General features: G+C 74.1%; 17 protein-coding genes. 7 read left to right on the top strand and 10 right to left on the bottom strand.

Features of this window, described 5'->3' with window-relative positions; all coding sequences use genetic code 11:
• Positions 1-11 precede the first annotated feature (11 nt).
• Complete coding sequence (locus BKA05_RS10710; RefSeq protein WP_179531418.1) at positions 12-1,007, top strand: threonine aldolase family protein; 996 nt, start codon at positions 12-14, stop codon at positions 1,005-1,007.
• Between the two features lie 3 nt (positions 1,008-1,010).
• Here the strand turns inward: BKA05_RS10710 and BKA05_RS10705 are convergent, their stop codons facing one another.
• The 5 genes from BKA05_RS10705 to pknB form a co-directional block, all read right to left on the bottom strand.
• A complete protein-coding gene (locus BKA05_RS10705) occupies positions 1,011-1,910 on the bottom strand; it encodes a discoidin domain-containing protein (protein WP_179531417.1) in 900 nt (299 codons plus the stop codon).
• A 95-nt stretch (positions 1,911-2,005) separates the two neighbouring features.
• Positions 2,006-3,052 (bottom strand): 3-deoxy-7-phosphoheptulonate synthase, encoded by a 1,047-nt coding sequence (gene aroF, locus BKA05_RS10700; RefSeq protein WP_179531416.1) that lies wholly within the window; start codon positions 3,050-3,052, stop codon positions 2,006-2,008.
• Between the two features lie 34 nt (positions 3,053-3,086).
• Entirely contained in the window at positions 3,087-3,977 is an 891-nt protein-coding gene (locus BKA05_RS10695; RefSeq protein ID WP_298760267.1) for a DMT family transporter, read from the bottom strand.
• A 7-nt stretch (positions 3,978-3,984) separates the two neighbouring features.
• Positions 3,985-4,917, bottom strand: coding sequence for a deoxyribonuclease IV (locus BKA05_RS10690; RefSeq protein ID WP_179531415.1), 933 nt, complete (start codon positions 4,915-4,917; stop codon positions 3,985-3,987).
• Between the two features lie 76 nt (positions 4,918-4,993).
• Entirely contained in the window at positions 4,994-7,024 is a 2,031-nt protein-coding gene (gene pknB / locus BKA05_RS10685) for a Stk1 family PASTA domain-containing Ser/Thr kinase (protein ID WP_415836627.1), read from the bottom strand.
• A gap of 146 nt (positions 7,025-7,170) precedes the next feature.
• On the opposite strand from pknB, the gene BKA05_RS10680 reads away from it, so the two are divergent.
• Positions 7,171-7,542 (top strand): Rv2175c family DNA-binding protein, encoded by a 372-nt coding sequence (locus BKA05_RS10680; protein WP_179531414.1) that lies wholly within the window; start codon positions 7,171-7,173, stop codon positions 7,540-7,542.
• A 13-nt stretch (positions 7,543-7,555) separates the two neighbouring features.
• A complete protein-coding gene (locus BKA05_RS10675; RefSeq protein ID WP_179531413.1) occupies positions 7,556-7,759 on the top strand; it encodes a hypothetical protein in 204 nt (67 codons plus the stop codon).
• 14 nt (positions 7,760-7,773) lie between these two features.
• Here the strand turns inward: BKA05_RS10675 and BKA05_RS10670 are convergent, their stop codons facing one another.
• The gene (locus BKA05_RS10670) at positions 7,774-8,844 is read right to left on the bottom strand and encodes a polyprenyl synthetase family protein (protein WP_179531412.1); all 1,071 of its coding nucleotides are present in this window, start codon (positions 8,842-8,844) and stop codon (positions 7,774-7,776) included.
• A 75-nt stretch (positions 8,845-8,919) separates the two neighbouring features.
• On the opposite strand from BKA05_RS10670, the gene metF reads away from it, so the two are divergent.
• Positions 8,920-9,810, top strand: coding sequence for a methylenetetrahydrofolate reductase [NAD(P)H] (gene metF, locus BKA05_RS10665; RefSeq protein ID WP_179531411.1), 891 nt, complete (start codon positions 8,920-8,922; stop codon positions 9,808-9,810).
• 65 nt (positions 9,811-9,875) lie between these two features.
• On the opposite strand, the gene BKA05_RS10660 is transcribed toward metF, so the two are convergent.
• Positions 9,876-11,174 (bottom strand): FAD-dependent oxidoreductase, encoded by a 1,299-nt coding sequence (locus BKA05_RS10660; RefSeq protein WP_179531410.1) that lies wholly within the window; start codon positions 11,172-11,174, stop codon positions 9,876-9,878.
• Positions 11,171-11,659, bottom strand: a complete 489-nt coding sequence (locus BKA05_RS10655) for a YbaK/EbsC family protein (protein ID WP_179531409.1) — start codon at positions 11,657-11,659, stop codon at positions 11,171-11,173. The genes BKA05_RS10660 and BKA05_RS10655 overlap by 4 nt, the downstream gene beginning before the upstream one ends.
• Positions 11,660-11,884: 225 nt before the next feature.
• On the opposite strand from BKA05_RS10655, the gene BKA05_RS10650 reads away from it, so the two are divergent.
• Positions 11,885-13,081 (top strand): IS30 family transposase, encoded by a 1,197-nt coding sequence (locus BKA05_RS10650; protein WP_246289786.1) that lies wholly within the window; start codon positions 11,885-11,887, stop codon positions 13,079-13,081.
• An 86-nt stretch (positions 13,082-13,167) separates the two neighbouring features.
• A complete protein-coding gene (locus BKA05_RS10645) occupies positions 13,168-13,689 on the top strand; it encodes a hypothetical protein (protein ID WP_179531408.1) in 522 nt (173 codons plus the stop codon).
• Between the two features lie 66 nt (positions 13,690-13,755).
• Here BKA05_RS10645 and BKA05_RS10640 read toward each other — a convergent pair whose 3' ends face one another.
• Both BKA05_RS10640 and BKA05_RS10635 read right to left on the bottom strand, forming a co-directional pair.
• Entirely contained in the window at positions 13,756-14,214 is a 459-nt protein-coding gene (locus BKA05_RS10640; RefSeq protein WP_179531407.1) for an SAV_6107 family HEPN domain-containing protein, read from the bottom strand.
• Between the two features lie 45 nt (positions 14,215-14,259).
• Positions 14,260-14,652, bottom strand: a complete 393-nt coding sequence (locus tag BKA05_RS10635; protein ID WP_246290203.1) for a DUF6504 family protein — start codon at positions 14,650-14,652, stop codon at positions 14,260-14,262.
• A 260-nt stretch (positions 14,653-14,912) separates the two neighbouring features.
• Here BKA05_RS10635 and BKA05_RS10630 point away from each other — a divergent pair, with 260 nt between their 5' ends.
• Positions 14,913-18,902 carry a DNA polymerase III subunit alpha gene (locus tag BKA05_RS10630; RefSeq protein WP_179531405.1) on the top strand — a complete coding sequence of 1,330 codons (3,990 nt, stop codon included), beginning with the start codon at positions 14,913-14,915 and terminating at the stop codon, positions 18,900-18,902.
• The last annotated feature ends 13 nt before the right edge of the window (positions 18,903-18,915 follow it).

Here is an 18,915-nt window from a genome sequence, read left to right as displayed (position 1 = left end):
ACGGTCGCCGCATGATCGACCTCCGCTCCGACACCCTCACCCGACCCACCGAGGCGATGCGCGCCGCGATGGCGCGTGCCGAGGTCGGCGACGACGTGTACGGCGAGGACCCCACGGTCCGTGCGCTCGAGGAGCGGGTGGCAGCGATGTTCGGCCACGAGGCCGCGCTCTTCACCCCGACCGGGTCGCTGGCCAACGTGCTGGCCGTGGGCCTGCTGGTCGCGCCCGGCCAGGAGGTGCTGTGCGAGGCCTCGGCCCACATCGCGCGGGCCGAGCTCGGCGCCCACGGCGCGGTCAGCGGCGTCACGATGCGCACCTGGATCCACGAGCGGGGCGGGGTCGACCTCGACGTGCTGCGCCGGCTCGTCGCGCCCGACATGGGTCCGTTCTTCGTGCGCACCGCGGCGATCTCGTTGGAGAACACCCACAACTTCGCCGGCGGCACCGTCCTGCCGCTGGCCGACCTGCAGGCGGTGCGTGCCCTGGCCGACGAGGCCGGGGTCGCCGTGCACGTCGACGGCGCGCGGATCTGGAACGCCCACGTCGCCACCGGCACGCCGCTCAGCGAGTACGGCGCGGCGACCGACTCCCTGGCCGTGTGCCTCTCCAAGGGGCTCGGTGCCCCGGTCGGGTCGCTGGTCGTGGGGTCGGCCGAGGCGATGGCCGAGGCCCGGGTGCGCCGCAAGCGCCTGGGCGGCGGCATGCGTCAGGTCGGCATCCTCGCCGCAGCGGGCCTGCACGCCCTGGACCACCACGTCGAGCGGCTCGCCGACGACCACGCTCACGCGCGGCTGCTGGCCGAGGCCTGCGGCACCGACCCTGAGTCGGTGCACACCAACATCGTGGTCGTGGAGAAGGCCGACGCCGCCGGCTTCGTGGCCCGGGCCCAGGACGCCGGCGTGCGGGTCGCCGCGGTCGGGCCGACCACCGTCCGCCTCGTCACCCACCTCGACGTCAGTCGCGCCGACGCGGAGCGGGCCGCCGCGGTGCTCTCGACCCTCGAGTAGCGCTCAGCCGGCGTAGCCCTCGAGCGACACCTCGGAGACGGCGGTCTTGTCGCGTGCGGCCGGCCCCTTGCCGGGCGCGGACACCTCCACCAGCCGCAGCTCGACGACGGTGACCTCGACCGCCCCGGTGTCCACCCGCTGCAGCTCGCGGTCCCCGTCGGAGAGGGCCTGGTCGATGACCGCCTCCCCGTCGAGGACCCACTGCACCTGCAGGACGCGGCGCCCGCCGGCGTACAGGTCGAACTCGGTGCCGGACCCGTCGACCGAGGTCTTCGCGTAGCCGTTGACCAGCCCCACGCTCGTGAGCGTCACCGGCTCGTCGAAGGTGAACCTCAGGGTCTCGCCGGAGGCATCGCCGTCGACGCGCCAGGCGGTCTCGGGGTCACCGTCCACCATGTTCCCCGCCTCGTACGACGTCGGCCGACCCGTCGAGATGTCGACGCTGTCCGCGTCGCTGCGCGGTGCCTGCGCGGTCACGAGGTCGACCAGGGGCTCGGGGTCGGCGGTGGGCGCGGGGTCGCCGTCGGTGCTCGAGGTCCCGGCAGCGGGGCCGGGGGCTCCGGGGTCGGTGACGCTCTCGCCGGTCAGCAGCGCCACGGCCACGACCACCAGCAGCAGCGCGGTCACGCCGAGTCCCACCCAGACCAGCGGGGTGCGCCGGCGGTGCCGGGCGACCGGGGCGCCCGGGGACGGCGCGGGCACCGGGACGGGGTCGCCGGGCCCGCCTTGCTCGACCGGGTCGTCGGCGTACAACGGGAAGCGTGGGGGAGGCGGGGCCTGGTGGACCGGTGGCGGCTCCTGCCCGGGGCCGGGTGCGGCGTCGCGGGGTGCCCCGCAGTTGGTGCAGTAGCGGCCCACGGAGTCGACGGGGTGCTGGGCGCCGCAGCGCGCGCACGTGCTCATCGTCTCCTCCGTCCCTGGCCCGGTCCCCGCCAGCCGGCAGCGTAGCCGTGCCGTCCGTGGACCCGCCGGTCCAGCCCACCGGGCGTGGAGCGGGCTCAGCCCTCGCGGACCCGCTCGGAGGCGTCCACCCGGCCGAGCACGGGCGGCAACCGGCGCACGGCGGAGGCCAGCTCGCGCAGCTCGGTGCCGAGCAGTGCCTGCGGCCCGTCGCACAGGGCGGACTCGGGGTCGGGGTGCACGTCGACGATCACGCCGTCGGCCCCCACACCCATCGCGGCCCGCGACAGCGGGACGACGAGGTCCTTGCGGCCGGCGGCGTGGGAGGGGTCGACGATGACGGGCAGGTGGCTGGTGGCCTGCACGACCGGCACCGCGGAGATGTCGAGGGTGTTGCGGGTGGCCGGCTCGAAGGTGCGGATGCCGCGCTCGCAGAGGACGACGTCGAGGTTGCCGCGGCGGGCGATGTACTCCGCGGCCATCAGCCACTCCTCGATGGTGGCGGTCATGCCGCGCTTGAGCAGCACCGGCTTGCCGGCCTCGCCGACGGCCTGGAGCAGCCCGAAGTTGGCCATGTTGCGGGTGCCGACCTGCAGCATGTCGGCGTGCTCGGCCACGACGGTGACGTCGCGGGCGTCGACGACCTCGGTGACGATCGGCATGCCGGTGGCCTCGCGGACCCCGGCGAGGATCTCCAGCCCCTGCACCCCCAGGCCCTGGAAGGCGTAGGGGGACGTGCGCGGCTTGAAGGCGCCGCCCCGCAGCAGCGTGGCGCCGGCGGCCTGCGCCATCTGGGCGGCCTCGAGGGTCTGGCCGGCGGTCTCGACCGCGCACGGCCCGGCGATGAAGGTGAAGGTCTCGGGGCCGATCGGCACCTGGCGCCCGGTGCCGACCCACACCGTGGAGCGCTCGGGGTGGTGCTGGCGGCTCACGAGCTTGTAGGGGTCGGAGATCCGGTGCACGTCCGCGACCCCGCGCAGGGTGCGCAGGTTGAGGTGGTGGAAGGACTCGATGTCACCGACCAGGCCGATGATCGTTCGGGTCAGGCCCTTGCTGACGTTGGCCTCGCCACCGACCGCCTCGACGCGTGCGACGACCGCCGCCACGTCCTCCTCCGTGGCGTCGGGGGACATCACGACGACCATGCGCCGAAGGTAACCGGGGGGTGGGTGTGACCGGTCACACGACCAGGTGCTGGACCTCGCCCTCGACCTTGCGTCGCGGGGCCAGCTCGACCAGCAGCATCGCGGTCAGCACCATCAGCCCACCGCCCACCATCCGCAGGGTCGTGGGCTCCCCGCCGAGCCAGACCGCGAAGGTCGCGGCGAAGACCGGCTCCATCGACATGATGATCGCGCTGCGGGTCGGCGGCAGGTGGGCCTGCGCCCAGGTCTGGGCGAGCATCGCGGCCGCACCGGCGACCAGCGCCATGTAGACCACCGAGGCCCAGTCCGCACGGGTGCTCGGCAGCACGACGCCGTCGGGCACGGTGGCGATCGAGCACAGCACGGCGATGACCACGATCTGCACGATCGACATGCCCAGCGCCTGGCGCGGGTCCGACCAGGCCCCCAGCCCGACGATGTGCAGGGCGTAGAGGACCGCCGACATCAGCGTGATCGCCTCGCCGTAGCCCATGGAGACGCCGTCGAGCGTCAGGACCGCGAGACCACCGGCGGCGATCGCGACCGCGACCCACGTGAGCCCGCCGATGCGGGTGCGGAGCAGCACGGCGGCGAGCAGCGGGGTCATGACGACGTACATCCCGGTGATGAAGCCCGACACGCTCGCCGGCGTGTGCGCCAGCCCGGTGGTCTGCAGCACCTGCGCGACGCCGTACACCCCACCCAGCACCACCGCGTGCCGCCGGGACTCGGGGCTGAGCCGGGCCACCGCGCGCGGGGCGACGAGCAGCATCGCGACGGCGGCGATGAGGAACCGCACCGCCAGGAAGTCCAGCGTCGGCACCCGCTCCAGCAGGTCGCGGATCAGGAAGAACGTCGACCCCCACGAGGCGGTCATCGCCAGCAGCGCCAGCGACGCCAGCAGCGAGGTGCGCCGCGTGGTCACCGCCGCATCACCGGGCTCCGGTCCCGCCGCGGCGAGCGACGTCGCGCAGCGCCTTGAGCACGTCGACGTCGCCGCCGGGCTCGCGGGAGCCGGGGGTCTCGAGGACGAACGGCACCCCGTCGAGGGCGGGGTGGGCGAAGAGCTCCACGAAGGCGTCGGAGCCGATGTGCCCCTTGCCGATCTGCTCGTGCCGGTCCTTCATGGCCCCGCGCACGTCCTTGGAGTCGTTGGCGTGCACCAGGCGCAGCTTGTCCGGTCCGGCGATCTCGCCGATCCGCTCGACGGTGGCCGCGGCGCCGCCCTCCTCGTCGAGGGGAGCCCCCGCGGCGAAGACGTGGCAGGTGTCCAGGCAGATGCCGGCGCGCGGGTGGTGGTCGAGCGCCCCGAGGTAGTCGCCGAGGTCCTCGACGCCCGCGCACAGCGAGCGGCCCTGGCCCGCGGTGGGCTCCAGCAGCAGCCAGGGACCCTCCTCGCCGAGGGTCTCCAGGATCGGCAGCAACCCCTCGCGCACCTGGCGCAGCGCGGCCGCGTGCCGCTGCGAAGCGCCCTCGGGGTCGGCCTGGGTGTCCACGTAGGAGCCGGTGTGCACCACGACGCCCTCGGCGCCGATCTCGGCGGCGCGGCGCAGGTTGTGCGCCACGACGGCCACGCTGTTCTCGTAGGTCTTGGCGGTGGGGGAGCCGAGGTTGACCAGGTACGGCGCGTGGATGAAGGTCCGGATGCCCCGCTGCGCCGCGGCGACCCGGAAGGCCTCGTCCTCGGCCGGCTTGCCCGGGGTCAGCGCCCACCCGCGCGGGTTGCCCACGAAGACCTGCAGCGTCTCGCAGCCCAGCCGCTCGGCGTCGGCCAGCGCGCCGGCCACCAGGCCCTTGCCGACCAGGACGTGGGTGCCGATCGGGTTGCGGTCGGAGGTGCTGCCGGTGGTGCTGGGGGACGTCACCGGAGCATCCTCACCGCAGGCCCGGCCGCGCCGGAAATCGGTGTCCCCGGCCCGCTCGTGTGCCGTCGGAGGGGCCTCAGATGAGGGTCAGCGTGATGGTGCTGCCGCGGGGGATGCGCTCCCCGGCCGACGGGTCCTGGCTGAAGACGTAGCCCAGCCCGAGGTAGCCGCTGGCCTCCCGGGTCTCGACGACGAAGCCCAGCGCCTCGAGCTCCTGACGTGCCGACTCCACCCCCTGGGCCCGCACGCTCGGCACGGTGACCAGGTCGGGGCCGAGGGAGACCACCAGCGTGACGGTCTCGCCGCGGAACAGCGTGCCGCCCTGCGGGTTCTGGGCGATGACGAAGCCCTCGGGGACGGTGTTGTCGTACTGCTCCTGCGAGCGGTCGACCACCAGGCCCTTGCGCTCCAGCGTCTGCTCGGCGCGGTCGGCGTCCTTGCCGACCCAGTCGCCGACGTTGAGCGGGCGGCGGCCCTTGCTCACCACGACGTCGACGACGCTGCCCGGGCGCAGCTGCTTGCCCTCCGCGGGATCGTGGCGGATCACCAGGCCGGACTCGACCTTCTCGGAGAACTTCTCCTTCACCCGTCCCAGCTCGAGCTGGACCTCGGCCAGCGCGGCCCGTGCGGCGTCGGTGGTCAGCCCCTCGAGACCGGGCACGGGGTACTTCTCCACGCCCAGGGACAGCACGAGTGTCACCGTCTCGCCCGGCAGCACCCGCTCGCCCGGTGCCGGGGTGCTGCTGACGACGTGGTTCTTGTCGACCGACTCGCTGTAGACGCCGTCGGCGAGGTCGACCTCGAAGCCGGCCTCCTCCAGCTCCTGGACCGCCGAGGCCCGGCTCTGGCCCAGCACGGTGGGGACGGTCTCGTAGCGGGCCCAGCCGAACCACCAGGCGCCCAGGCCGACGCCCGAGGCCAGCAGCAGCGCGAGCAGGAGGACCACCGGGCCCCGCCAGCGGCGCCGGCCGGCAGGCCGCGGGGCGGGACGAGAGGCCGGACGAGAGGCCGGACGAGAGGCCGGGCGGGCAGGACGCGTGGGGCCGGCGGCCGCAGCGGCGGTGCTCGGGCCCGCGCCGGGCTCGGCGCTCGGGTCGCCATCGGGGTCGGCGAGGCCGGTCAGCTCCTCGGGCTCCCACACCTCGGGGGAGGTGTCACCGACGCGGTGCTCCTCGACGGGCGCGCTGCCCGCCGCGGGCGCGGGGATCGCCGCGAGCAGCGGGGTGAGGTCCTGGGTCAGGTCCTCGTCGTCGGAGACACCGGAGGAGAGCGCCTGGGAGACGCGGTGCAGGTGGTGGAGCAGCACGCTCGCGTCGGCCGGTCGCTGGCTGCGGTCGCGGGCCGTGGCGCGGGCGACCAGCGCGTCGACGTACGACGGGACGCCGGAGGCGCGCAGGGACGGTGCCGGCACGTCCTCGTGGACGTGCTTGTAGGCGACCTGGATCGGGGTCTCGCCCTCGTGCGGCTTGCTGCCGGTGAGCAGCTCGTAGAGCATCACGCCCACGGCGTAGACGTCGGCCCGGGCGTCGCTGGTGCCCTCGGAGACCAGCTCGGGCGCGAGGTAGGACACGGTGCCGATCAGCACGCCACCGGTGGCGGTGTGCTGGGTGTCGGTGCCCACGGCCTTGGCCAGCCCGAAGTCGGCGACCTTGACCCGGCCGTCGTCGGCGATGAGGACGTTCTCGGGCTTCACGTCGCGGTGCACGATGCCCGCGCGGTGGGCGGCGGCCAACGCGGAGACGACCGGCTCGAGCAGCGCCAGCGCGCGCGCCGGCGACATCGGGCTCTCCTTGGCGATGGTGTCGCGCAGGGTGTGGCCGGTCACCAGCTCCATCGCGAGGAAGACGGTGCCGTCGTCCTCGCCCTGGTCGTAGACCGCCACGACGTTGGGGTGGGAGAGCTTGGCCGCGGCGCGGGCCTCGCGCACGAAGCGGGCCGCGAAGTCGGTGCCGTCGCCCAGGCCGGGGTGCATGATCTTGACCGCGACGGTGCGGTGCAGGCGCAGGTCGAGCGCCTCGTGGACCGACGCCATGCCACCACGGGCGATGCGCGGGCCCACGCGGTAGCGGCCGTCGAGGAGCTGGCCCTGCGGCTCCCGGTCTGTCACTGCGGACCCTCCTGCGTTCCGGAGCGTCCATCGTACGGTCGCCGCGCCCGGGCGCCGGGCTGCCCCCGGCCGCGCGGCGTGGCGCCCGGTGCCCGCGCGCGGCGCCCGCCCGGTCGGGCGTTGCCGGGCAGTGACACCATGGGGCCATGAGTGAGACCCGCCTGGCCGACCACGACCTCAGCGCCCTCGTGGAGGAGTGGCTGGAGTGGTCCGAGGTCGCCGACCAGCTCGGCGTGAGCGTCGGCAAGGTGCGCACGATGATCCGCGAGCACCAGCTGGCGGCCGCCGTGCCGTGGGAGCGGGCCGGTCAGCGGGTGCCCGCGCTGTTCCTCCAGGACGGCGAGCCGGTCAAGGGCCTGCCCGGCCTGATCACGATGATGCACGACAACGGCTACGACGACCGCGAGATCATCGCCTGGATCTTCCTCGACGCCGACCTGCCCGGCCGGCCGATCGACGCGCTGCGGGAGAACCGCGGCTCGGAGGTCAAGCGGCGGGCCCAGTCGATGGCCTTCTGAGGGTCCACCTGCCGTGCTCTACCGCCGTGCTCCCGAGAACGTCCAGCCGCCGCGGGGCGGCCCGTCGGGCGCGCTCGCGATGGTGCTGGTGCTCGCGGTCGTGATCGGCATCTGGCTGCTGGCCGGTCGTGACCCGGGCTCGCAGACCGGTGACCCGGACCTGCCGCGCACCACGCCGACGGTGTCCACCACGCCGACGGGGACCGCGACGCCGTAGCGGCGGGCGTCGGCTCAGACGCTGCGCTGGGTGGCGGCTGCGGCGAGCTCGCGCAGCACGGCGTCGGCCTCCGGCCGCAGGCCCGCCCCGTCGAGGACGGCCAGCGCCCGCTCGGTGAGGGCGGCGATGACGTCCTCGACCTGCTGCTGGGCCCCGCTGCGGCTGATGATCCCGCGCAGGTCGTCGACCTGGGCGACCGACAGCGGACGACCGAGGGCGGCGTCGAGCCGGACGGCCTCCTCGTCGGGGGCGGCGTCGAGCGCGAGGGCGACCAGCACGGTGCGCTTGCCCTCGACCAGGTCGTCGCCGGCCGGCTTGCCGGTCTCGGCCGGGTCCCCGAAGACCCCGAGCAGGTCGTCGCGGAGCTGGAAGGCCTCGCCCAGCGGGAGGCCGAAGGCACGCAGGGCAGCGGTGGTCGCCTCGTCGGCGCCGGCGAGGGCGGCGCCGGTGTGCAGCGGCCGCTCGATGGAGTACTTCGCCGACTTGTAGCGCAGCACCGTCATGGCGGCGTCGACGTCGGCCCGGCCGCGGGCCTGCACCGACACGTCGAGGAACTGGCCGGCGATCACCTCGGTGCGGGTGCGGTCCAGGACCCCCAGCGCCGGGCCCACCTGCTCCAGCGGCAGCCCGCACGTGCGCAGCAGCTCGTCGGCCCACGCCAGGAGAAGGTCACCGAGCAGGATCGCCGCCGCTGCGCCGTACTGCTCGGGGTCGCCGCGCCAGCCCGTGCCGCCGTCGGCGGCGCGGTGCTCGGCCTCGAACCCGCGGTGGGTGGCCGGGCGGCCGCGCCGGGTGTCGGAGGCGTCCATCAGGTCGTCGTGGACCAGGGCGCTGGCGTGCAGGAGCTCCAGGGAGGCGCACGCCCGGGCCAGCGCCAGCTCGTCGGCGGCCGGGGCGACCGCGAGGTGGCCCCACCAGCAGAACGCCGCCCGGAACCGCTTGCCGCCCGAGACCGCGGCGCGGGCCTCGGCCAGCAGCCGCTCGGCGTCGGGCCCCAGCGGTGCCAGCCGCTGCGCCTGCAGGTCGAGGAAGTCGTCCAGCGCGTCCTGGACGCGCTGGCGGAACTCGGTCGCGTCCCAGGTCACCGCAGCAGCGTACGGGGGCGCCGGTGGATGGACGTGACCGGTCCGGGTGGGGTGGCGCGACCTAGACTCACGGGCATGAGCATCGGGCGTGGGCGCTCCTTGAAGGAGCTGATCGAGGCGGGGGAGCAGTCCTTCTCCTTCGAGTTCTTCCCGCCCAAGGACGAGGCCGGCGAGGAGCAGCTCTGGTCGGCCGTGCGGGCCCTTGAGCCCTACGCGCCCACCTTCGTCTCGGTGACCTACGGCGCCGGCGGCTCCAGCCGTGGCACGACCGTGCGGGTCACCCGGCGCATCGCGCAGGAGACCTCGCTGCTCCCGATGGCCCACCTCACCTGCGTGGGGCACACCCGTGCCGAGCTCGAGGAGATCCTCGACGAGTACGCCGCTGCCGGCGTCCACCACGTCATGGCGCTGCGCGGCGACCCCGAGGGCGGGCCGCGGGCGGAGTGGACCCCCACCGACGGCGGGCTGACCTACGCCAGCGAGCTGGTCGAGATGGTCACGGCGCGCGAGGAGTTCCGTGTCGGGGTCGCGGCGTTCCCCGAGAAGCACCCCTCCTCCCCGTCGTTGGACCACGACGCCGACGTGCTGGCCGCGAAGGCGCGAGCGGGTGCGGAGTTCGCGGTGACCCAGATGTTCTTCCGGGCCGAGGACTACGTCGGCCTGGTCGAGCGGGTGCGTGAGCGCGGGGTCGACCTGCCGATCCTGCCGGGCATCATGCCGATCCTGAACCTCGCCGCGATCCGTCGCCAGGGTGAGCTGATCGGCACCGAGGTGCCGACCGAGGTGGTCGACCGGATCGCCGCCCACGACGGCGACCCGGTCTCGATGCGCGCCGAGGGCATCGCGCTGGCCGCCGAGCTGTGCCGCGACCTGCTTGACGCCGGCGCGCCGGGCCTGCACTTCTACACGCTCAACCGCTCCAAGGCGACGCTGGAGATCTTCGAGAAGCTCGACGTCCGTCCCTGATCCCTGCCCCGGTCTGCGGGCCTGTCGGTGGGCCTGTCGGTGGGCTTGTGTGTGGGACGGGGGTGTCAGGCGGGGCCGATGCGCTCGGCGACGAGCGCGGCCGAGAGGCCGACGAACGGCAGCCCCGAGCCAGGCGTCGCGTGCGCACCGGCGGTGTGCAGGTGGGGGATCGGCGTGTCCGGTCCGAGGCGGGCGCGCACCGTGCCGCGGCCCTGCCAGAGCACCCCGAGCGGGGAGCTGCCCCACTGCTGCACCAGCTCGCGGGGGCTGCGGTCGACACGGTGGACGAGCTGGGCGCGGACGTCGATGCGGTGGCGGGCCAGGGCGCGCAGCAGGTCCTCGGCGATCTTGCCGCGGCCGTGGATCGTCCACGCGTGGCGGCCCTCCGGTGCCTGCCCGCCGGTGCGGACGACGAGCAGCGGGTCGCCGTGCAGCACCACCTCGTGCGGCAGGTCGGGCACCTCGCCCTCGAGGCCGACGTGGCAGACCACCGGCGGGATCGCGGGCATGGTGCGCTCGACGAGCGGCGCCAGGGCGGGGAGCCCGCGCGGGTCGACGGCCACGACGACCTCGTCGGCCTCGATCTCGCCCTCGTCGGTGCGCACCGCGACGGCCCGACCGTCGCGGAGCACGACGTCGCAGGCGGGGGTGCCGAGCAGCACCGTGACGCCGCGGGTGGTGAGCCGGCCGGCCATCACCTCGCCGACGCGGGCCATCCCGCCGCGGACGTGCCAGGTGCCGAAGCGCTGCTCGAGGTAGGCCACCAGACCCATCCAGGCGGGGACGTTGCGGGGGTCGTGCCCGTCGGCCAGGAACGGGAAGGTGGCCAGGTCGCGCAGCCGCTCGTCCTTCAGCGTCCTCTTGAGCCGCTTGTGCAGCATCTCGCGGGAGTCGAAGCGCCGGCGCACGGCGTCCGGGAGGTCGGTGCGCTCCCAGGGGTGCTCGAAGTAGTGCTGGCGCAGCACCTCCCAGTCCTCGGTGTAGGAGTCGACGTGGGTGGCCCAGCGCTCCCCGAGGCCGGGCTCGAGGGCGTCGAGCGCCCGCAGCTGCCCGGCCCGGGAGGTCGGCAGCGCCAGGGTGGTGTCGTCCTCGAAGCGGTGCTCGCGCACCAGGTCGAGCGGCTCGAGGTCCAGCTCGCGCTCCAACGGGCGGCCGGTCTTGCGGAACAGGTCGCGCAGCACCGCCGGCAGCAGGGTGTAGGACGCCCCCGCGTCCCAGGTGAAGCCCTGCTCACTCACCGAGCCGAGGGCGCCGCCGAGGTCGGGGGAGCGCTCGAGGAGGGTGACCTCGTGGCCGGACTTGGCCAGGCGGGCGGCGACGGCCATGCCGCCGAGGCCGCCGCCCACGACGACGACGCGGCTCACGCCGACGCGTCCTCGGGCCCCACGTGGACCTCGGTGGCGCCGGTCATGGCCAGCAGCTCGGCGTACGTCGTGGAGAAGACGGCGGCCGGGTGGCCGGCCGCGGCCCAGATCTCCCCGAACGCGGCGAGGTGGCGGTCGAGGTACGTCGGCACCGGCGCCGGGTGCGCCAACGGCGAGACCCCGCCGATCACCTGGCCGGTGTGCTCGCGGACGAACTCCGGGCTCGCACGCTTGAGCCTGGGCACCCCGATCCGTGCGGCGGTGGCGGTGACGTCGACCCGGTGGCCGCCGGAGGTGAGCACCAGGACCGGCCCCTCGCCGGTGTCGAAGAGCAGGCTGTTGGCGATCGCGCCGACCTCGCAGCCCAGTGCCTCCGCGGCCAGCGCGGCGGTGTGCACCGAGTCCGGCAGCGTGACGATCCGGCCGGTCCCACCCAGCCGCTCGTGCTCGGCGCGGAAGCGGGCGATGCCCGGGTGCTCGCTCATGCCCGCACCCTAGCCAGCACCGCACCCTTGTCGCTGGTCGAGCAGCGAGGAGCGCCAGCGACGAGCGGGCGTCGAGACCGCGCACCCACAGGTGGTCGAGCAGCGAGGAGCGCCAGCGACGAGCGGGCGTCGAGACCCGGCGACCGCCTGCTCCACGACGTTGTGCAGGAGATGTGCCCCTTGGGTTCACGCGGTCGTCGCAACATCTAGGCCCCAGGAGGGTGCATGGGTGTTGGAGGCAGACCGCGGGTGCGGCGCAGCGTCGAGCGGGCGTTTTGGGACCTCGTGGCGGAATTTCCCTCCCCGTATGCCGCCGGCGAAGCGATGGGCGTGTCAACTCGCGTGGTGTGGCGCTGGCTCGAGGAATCTGGCGGAGTGAAACCAAGACTGGCCCAGCCGACGAGGTCGTTGACCTACGAGGAGCGCTGTCGCATCGAGGCGTTGCACGCCGCGAAGGTCCGACCTGCAGAGATCGCCAGGCGGCTGGGTCGACACCGCTCGACGATCACCCGGGAGTTGACCCGCAATGCCACCGCTCGGGGGGCAAAGGGCAACTACGGTGCGGTCAACGCACAGAGCAAGGCTGATCAGCGGGCTTGTCGCCCGAAAGTCGCGAAGCTGGCCACGAACCAGCGACTCCAGCACGAGGTGCAAGATCGACTTCGCAAGGACCACAGCCCTGAGCAGATCGCGCGACGGCTCAGGCAGGACTTCCCTGACGATGCGGAGATGCGGGTGTCGCACGAGACGATCTACCAGTCGTTGTACGTGCAGTCCCGAGGCGGGCTGAAGCGGGAACTGACACGCCACCTGCGCACCGGGCGCACGCTGCGTAAGCCCCATCGCCAACCCGATCAACGTCGCCAGCGGTTCGCCGGGATGGTGATGATCAGCGAACGACCCGCAGACGTCGAGGACCGGGCAGTGCCGGGCCATTGGGAGGGCGATCTGATCCTTGGCTCGACCGAGTCCGGATCCGCGGTCGGGACGCTGGTCGAGCGCACCACCAGGTTCGTGATGCTGCTGCACCTACCCGGTGGTCACACGGCCGAGATCGTCCAAGAAGCGATGGTGGCCAAGATGGCCACGCTGCCCGAGCAGTTGCGTCGATCTCTGACCTGGGACCAGGGCTCAGAGATGGCCAACCACATCCAGATCGCCGAAGCGACCGGACTCTCCATCTACTTCTGCGACCCCCACTCCCCTTGGCAGCGCGGGAGCAACGAGAACACCAACGGTCTGCTGCGTCAGTACCTGCCCAAGGGCACAGACCTCTCCTTCTACGGGCCTGGGATGCTCGACCAAGTGGCAGCCCAGCTCAACGCACGCCCCCGCAAGACACTGAAGTGGCGCACTCCCGCGGAAGAACTCGAAGCACTACTGTCCGGACCGTCAGATCCACCTGTTGCGACGACCGGCTGAATTCGCCCCCCCAACACCTGCACAACGTCGTGGACGGAGTCGGCACCCTGTGGGTGCATCGAGTCTCGGGTCGTAGAGTCGGGGCCGTGAGCACCGACCTCGACGACCGCCCGGTGGAGGCGCCTGCGGCGCACCGGATCTCGCTGGCGCTGCTGGCGAGCTTCCTGGGGCTCGGCCTGCTCAGCGTCGCCCTCGTGGGGCTGCTGCGCGAGCGGATGGTGCTCAACTGGGCCGAGGGTCACCGCGACGCCCGGGAGATCGTGGCGCAGCGCGGCCTGGACTACCTGATGGACGAGCGGCCGATCGCGGTGCCGCAGTTCTTCGCGGTCTCCGCCGTGCTGTTCGTGACGGTCGCGGCCCTGATCGCCGTGCTCGCGATGTTCTACGCCCACGGTCACCACTGGGCGCGGGTCTGCCTGACCGTGCTGCTGGTGATGACCGTCGTGGCGACCGGCTCGGGCATGCGCGTCGACCCGCCCACGACGTTCCTGGTGCTGAGCTACCTCGCGATCGCCCTCATCGTGGCGCTGCTGGTCGCGATGTGGCACCCGAGCACGTCCGAGCACCTGCGCGCCACCCGGTCCCGGGTCGACCGCGGCGCGGTCTGAGGCTCCCCGCTCGTACGTCGACCGTGCGCGAGTGACGTCTCGGCCGTGCGCGAGTGACTCTCGGCGTCAGCCGGCGCGGTGCTCGACGAGCCTGCCGGTGGGGAGGACGGTGCCGGCACCGACGGCGTGGGGGACCAGGCCGAGCGACTGCTCGACGACGGCGAGGAACCGGTCGGCGTCGCGCACCAGGTCGTCGGCCTCGCGCTCGGTGACGGCACGTCGTGAGCCGGCCTCGGCGGCCGCGCGCTTGGCCGCGCCGGCGGAGAAGAACGTCGCCCACTCCGCGAGCTCGGGGGCGACCTCGGTCAGCAGCACCCAGGCGTTCTTCTGGCGTCGTCCGCGGGTCGGCCGGGGGCGCGCCCGGGCGGCGAGCAGCGCCGCCGCGGCACGCAGCGCCGCGACGTGGGCGCAGGCGTAGCGGGTCGGGACGTCGCGCGAGGCGGTGGCCTCGGCGAGCGACTCCGCCGCGCGGGCGAGGTAGGAGTGGGTGGTGGCGGGCAGCAGGTACGGGGTCTGCGGGGACATCTGTCTCTCCAGGTCTCAGGGTCGGTCAGCGGGTCGGTCAGCGGGTCAGTCGGTGCAGCCGACGAGCTGCCAGCGGCCCTCGGCGGTGTCGTGGGTCAGCTCGAGGACCCCGGTGGTCGGCAGTCCCTGGGGCTCGGGGCGGCCGGGGCCGCGGCCGGCCTCCACCCGCCAGACCTCCCGCTCGCCGAGCAGCTCCTCGAGCAGGGCGGTCCCGTCGGTTCCGCTGGTCCCAGCGCTGCCCTCAGCGCTGCTCTCCTCGGAGCCGATGACCGCGTGCACGTGGGCGTGCTGCCACCAGGGGCCGGTCTCCACCCAGTGCGCGACCACGGCGCGCACCTTCCACAGCCGCCCCCGCCACAGCAGCTGGGCCGGGCCCTCGCCGGGCCAGCCGGGGACCGGGCCGCGGCGTACCTCCACGGGCTCGTCGTAGCGTCGCATCCTCACTCACCGTCCTCCTCCCGGGCGCGTGGCCCGGGGCTCCCTCGACCCTCGTGCGATCGAACGGATGTTCGAACGATGACGACGGTACTCCCGACCTCCGACAGTCCGTCAAGGACTTGACCGGCCGCGCTCGAGCGGGGTTACGCTGACGCCCTCTTCGAACACGTGTTCGACGCTTCTCGGGTCCCTGAGAGGCGTGCGAGCAGCGGTCGAGGAGCTGTCCGGGGTCGAGCCGAGACGAGACGAAGGAGCGAGCCGTGCGCGACCCGTTCCCCCACCTGCACGTGGCCTCCGGCTACTCCCTGCGCCACGGCGCCTCGCTGCCCCCGCGCCTGGTGGAGCGGGCCGTCGAGCACGGCATGGACCTGCTGGCGCTCACCGACCGCGACGGCACCTACGGCGCGGTGAAGTTCGCCAAGGCCTGCCAGGTCGCCGGCATCTCCCCGGTCCTCGGCGTGGACCTCGCCTACCGTCCGACCGCGCCGGGCGACGGCCCGGCAGGGGAGCCCGGCAGCCGCCGTCGTACGCCGGTGCGCGGAGGCGCCTTCCGCGACCCGCGCCTGCCGCGGGTGACTCTCCTCGCGCACGCGGCCGGCCCCGGGGGCGGCCGCGGCGGCTGGGCCGCGGTGTGCCGGATCCTCTCGGCCACCCACCTCGCCGGCGAGCGCGGCACGCCCGTGCTCGACCCGGAGAGCCCCGAGGTCGCCGCGCTGCTCGGCTCCGGCGACGTGGTCGTCCTGCTCGGCCCGGGCTCGGTCCTCGGGCCGGCGCTGGAGGGGCGCCGCGACGACCTGGTCCGCGCCGAGCTGGCCCGCTGGCGCGCCCTGGTGCCGACCGGTTGCCTGCAGGTCGAGCTGGTCCACCACCGGCTGCCCGGCTCCGCGACCCGGGCCGCCCACCTGGCCCGGGTGGCCGCCGAGGTCGGCCTGCCCACGGTGCTGACCAACCAGGTCCGCTACGCCGAGCGCCGCGACGCGGCCACGGCCGACGTCCTCGACGCCGCCCGCCGGCTGGTCGCCCTGGACCGGCGCCACGTGGACCGCACCAACGCCGAGGGGCACCTGAAGTCCGGGCGCCAGATGCGCCAGGTGGCCGACGAGGTCGCGCACGCCGCCGGCGGCGGGCCCTCCGACGCCGCGCGGCTGCTGGCCCGCACCCGCGCGCTGGCCGAGCGCTGCGCCCTCGACCCCCGTGGCGACCTCGGCCTGGGGGAGGTGCACTTCCCGGAGTTCTCCCTCTCCACCGACCACCCCGACGCCGACACGGCACTGCGCGCCCGCTGCGAGGGGGCGATCGGCGGCCGCTACGGCGGCAGCGGCCTGGCGGTGGTGTGGAAGCGCCTCGACGACGAGCTCGGGGTGATCCGCGACCTCGGCTACGCGTCGTACTTCCTCACCGTCGGTGACGTCACCGACCTGATCAAGGAGCTCGGCGTCCGGGTCGCGGCCCGCGGCTCCGGCGCGGGCAGCCTGGTGACCTACCTGCTCGGCATCTCCGGGGTCGACCCGATCCGCCACCAGCTGCTGATGGAGCGCTTCCTCTCGCCGTTGCGCCAGGCGCTGCCCGACATCGACGTCGACGTGGAGTCCGCACGCCGCACCGAGGTCTACGAGGCGATCCTCGACCGCTACGGCGGCGAGCGCTGCGTGTGCGTGTCGATGATGGACACCTACCGGGTGCGGCACGCCGTGCGCGACGTCGGTGCCGCCCTGGGCATGCCGCCGCTGGAGACCGACGCCATCGCGAAGGCCTTCCCGCACATCCGCGCGCGCGATGCCCGCACCGCGCTGCGCGAGCTGCCCGAGCTGCGCGCCAGCGGGTTGGGGGAGCAGCGGCTGGACCTGATGTTCCAGCTCGTCGAGCGCCTCGACGGCCTGCCGCGGCACGTCGCGGTGCACCCGTGCGGCGTGCTGCTCTCCGACGCCACGCTGCTCGACCGCACCCCGGTGGAGGCGTCGTTCGCGGGGTTCCCGATGAGTCAGTTCGACAAGGACGACGTCGAGGACCTCGGGCTGCTCAAGCTCGACGTGCTCGGCATCCGGATGCAGTCCTCGATGGCCCACGCCGTCGCCGAGATCCGCCGCGTCGAGGGGGTCGAGGTCGACCTCGACGACCAGCAGCAGGTGCCCCACGACGACCCCGCGACCTACGAGATGATCTCGACCGCACGGACGCTGGGGATCTTCCAGATCGAGTCGCCGGGCCAGCGCGAGCTGGTCGGCAAGTCCGGCATCGAGACCTTCGAGGACGTCATCACCGACATCTCGCTGTTCCGTCCCGGGCCGGTCAAGAGCGACATGATCACCCCCTACCTCGAGGTCAAGCAGGGGTGGAAGGCCGCGCGCTACCTCCACGACGACCTGCGCCCGATCCTGGGCCCCACCCGCGGCGTCGTGGTCTTCCACGAGCAGGTCATCGAGATCATCAGCCGCTTCGCCGGTGTCACGTTCGCGGAGGCCGACGAGAAGCGCCGCGCGCTCGGTGACCGCGAGGGCATGGCCGAGACCAGGGTGTGGTTCTTCCCCCGCGCCCTGGGCCGGGGCTACCCCATGCACGTGGTGGAGGAGGTCTGGTCGGTGCTGGAGGCTTTCGCCTCCTTCGGGTTCTGCAAGGCCCACGCGGCCGCCTTCGCGCTGCCGACCTTCCAGTCGGCCTGGCTCAAGGCGCACTGGCCGGCGCACTTCCTGGCCGGGGTGCTCACCCACGACCCCGGCATGTACCCCAAGCGCCTGATCCTCGAGGACGCCCGGCACTGCGGCATCGAGGTGCTCGGTCTCGACGTGGGCCGCAGCGGGAGGGAGTACGCCGTCGAGGTGCTCGACGAGGGGCCCGGCCCCGGCCCCGGGGCGCCGTGGTGGACCGACCAGCAGCCCGAGGGCACCAGGCGCTGGGGCATCCGCCTGGCCCTCTCGGAGGTCAAGGGGATCAGCGAGACCGAGGTCGAGCGGATCGTCGCGGCCCGGCCCTACCACTCGCTGAGCGACTTCTGGCACCGGGCGCGGGTCTCCCGCCCGGTCGTGGAGCGGCTGGTGCTGGCCGGTGGCTTCGACGCGACCTACGGCCTGGAGGACACCTCCGGCGCCGACGTACGCCGACGCGGGGCCGTCACCCGTCGCGACCTGCTGCTGCAGGTGGCCGAGCTCGACCGGCACGGCCGTGCGGTCGACCGCGCCGCCCGGGGGCGCGGGACCGGGCGTGGGGCCGGTCGTGGGGCCGGTCGTGGGGCCGGGCGCTCCCGCACCCCTGCCCGCTCGGTCGCGGTGGCCGACGCGGCTGCCGCACGCAACTCCAGCGACGCCGACGTGCGCGAGCGCCAGCGCGGTGCGGAGTCGGTGGGGGAGCGCGACCTGCGTGGCGACCGGCGCCCTGCCGACCTCGGGACCGACCAGGGGGGCCGCCGCGACGGGATCTGGGGCCGCTCCTCGGCCCAGGCGCGCACGGCCCCGCCCCCGGAGCCCGTGGAGTCGGTCCAGCTGGCCCTCGACCTCGGGGACGCCCCCGGAGACGGCGAGCTCTCCGGGCTGCCCGAGATGACCGGGGAGGAGCGGATGCGCGCGGAGCTGGAGATCCTCGGCCTCGATGCCAGCCGGCACGTCGTCGACACCTACGGCCCCTTCCTCGACGCCCTCGGGGTGACCCGCAGCCGCGACCTGCTCGGTCAGCGCAGCAAGGCCGAGCTGCTGGTCGCCGGGGTCAAGGTCGCCACCCAGACCCCGCCGATCCGCTCGGGGCGGCGGGTCGTCTTCCTGACCCTCGACGACGGCACCGGCCCGGTCGACGCGACCTTCTTCGAGGACGCCCAGGGCCCCTACGCCGCCACGGTCTTCCACTCCTGGCTGCTGGTCGTGCGCGGCGAGCTGCGCCGCACCGGGCACCGCGGGGTCTCGCTGCGCGCCACCGGCTGCTGGGAGCTGCCCGCCCTGCACCAGACCTGGCGCGGCGGCGGGCTCGAGGCGGTGCGGGCGGAGATGGCCGTCGTCCCCACCGGGTTCGGCGGCGTCGGCGTCGAGCTCGCCGGCGCCGGAGCCGCCGAGAGCCGGGCCTCGCGCCCGGTGATGGCCCGGCCGCCGGACTTCTCCGAGGAGCCGCAGGACGGCCCGACCGCGGGCGGCATGGGCCGGCGTCGGGTGCTGGTGCACTCCAGCGGCTTCAAGCTCTCGCCGTACGCCGACATCAAGCCGGCCGGCGACGACGCCCGCGACGTCGCCCGCAAGCTGTGGCACCGCAGCCCGGGGAGCCCGGGATGACCCGGCCCATCGA

The sequence above is a fragment of the Nocardioides marinus genome (assembly GCF_013408145.1).
Classification (GTDB): domain Bacteria; phylum Actinomycetota; class Actinomycetes; order Propionibacteriales; family Nocardioidaceae; genus Nocardioides; species Nocardioides marinus.
Note: the sequence above shows the minus strand (reverse complement) of the source record. Positions and strands in the feature narration are given on the sequence as shown.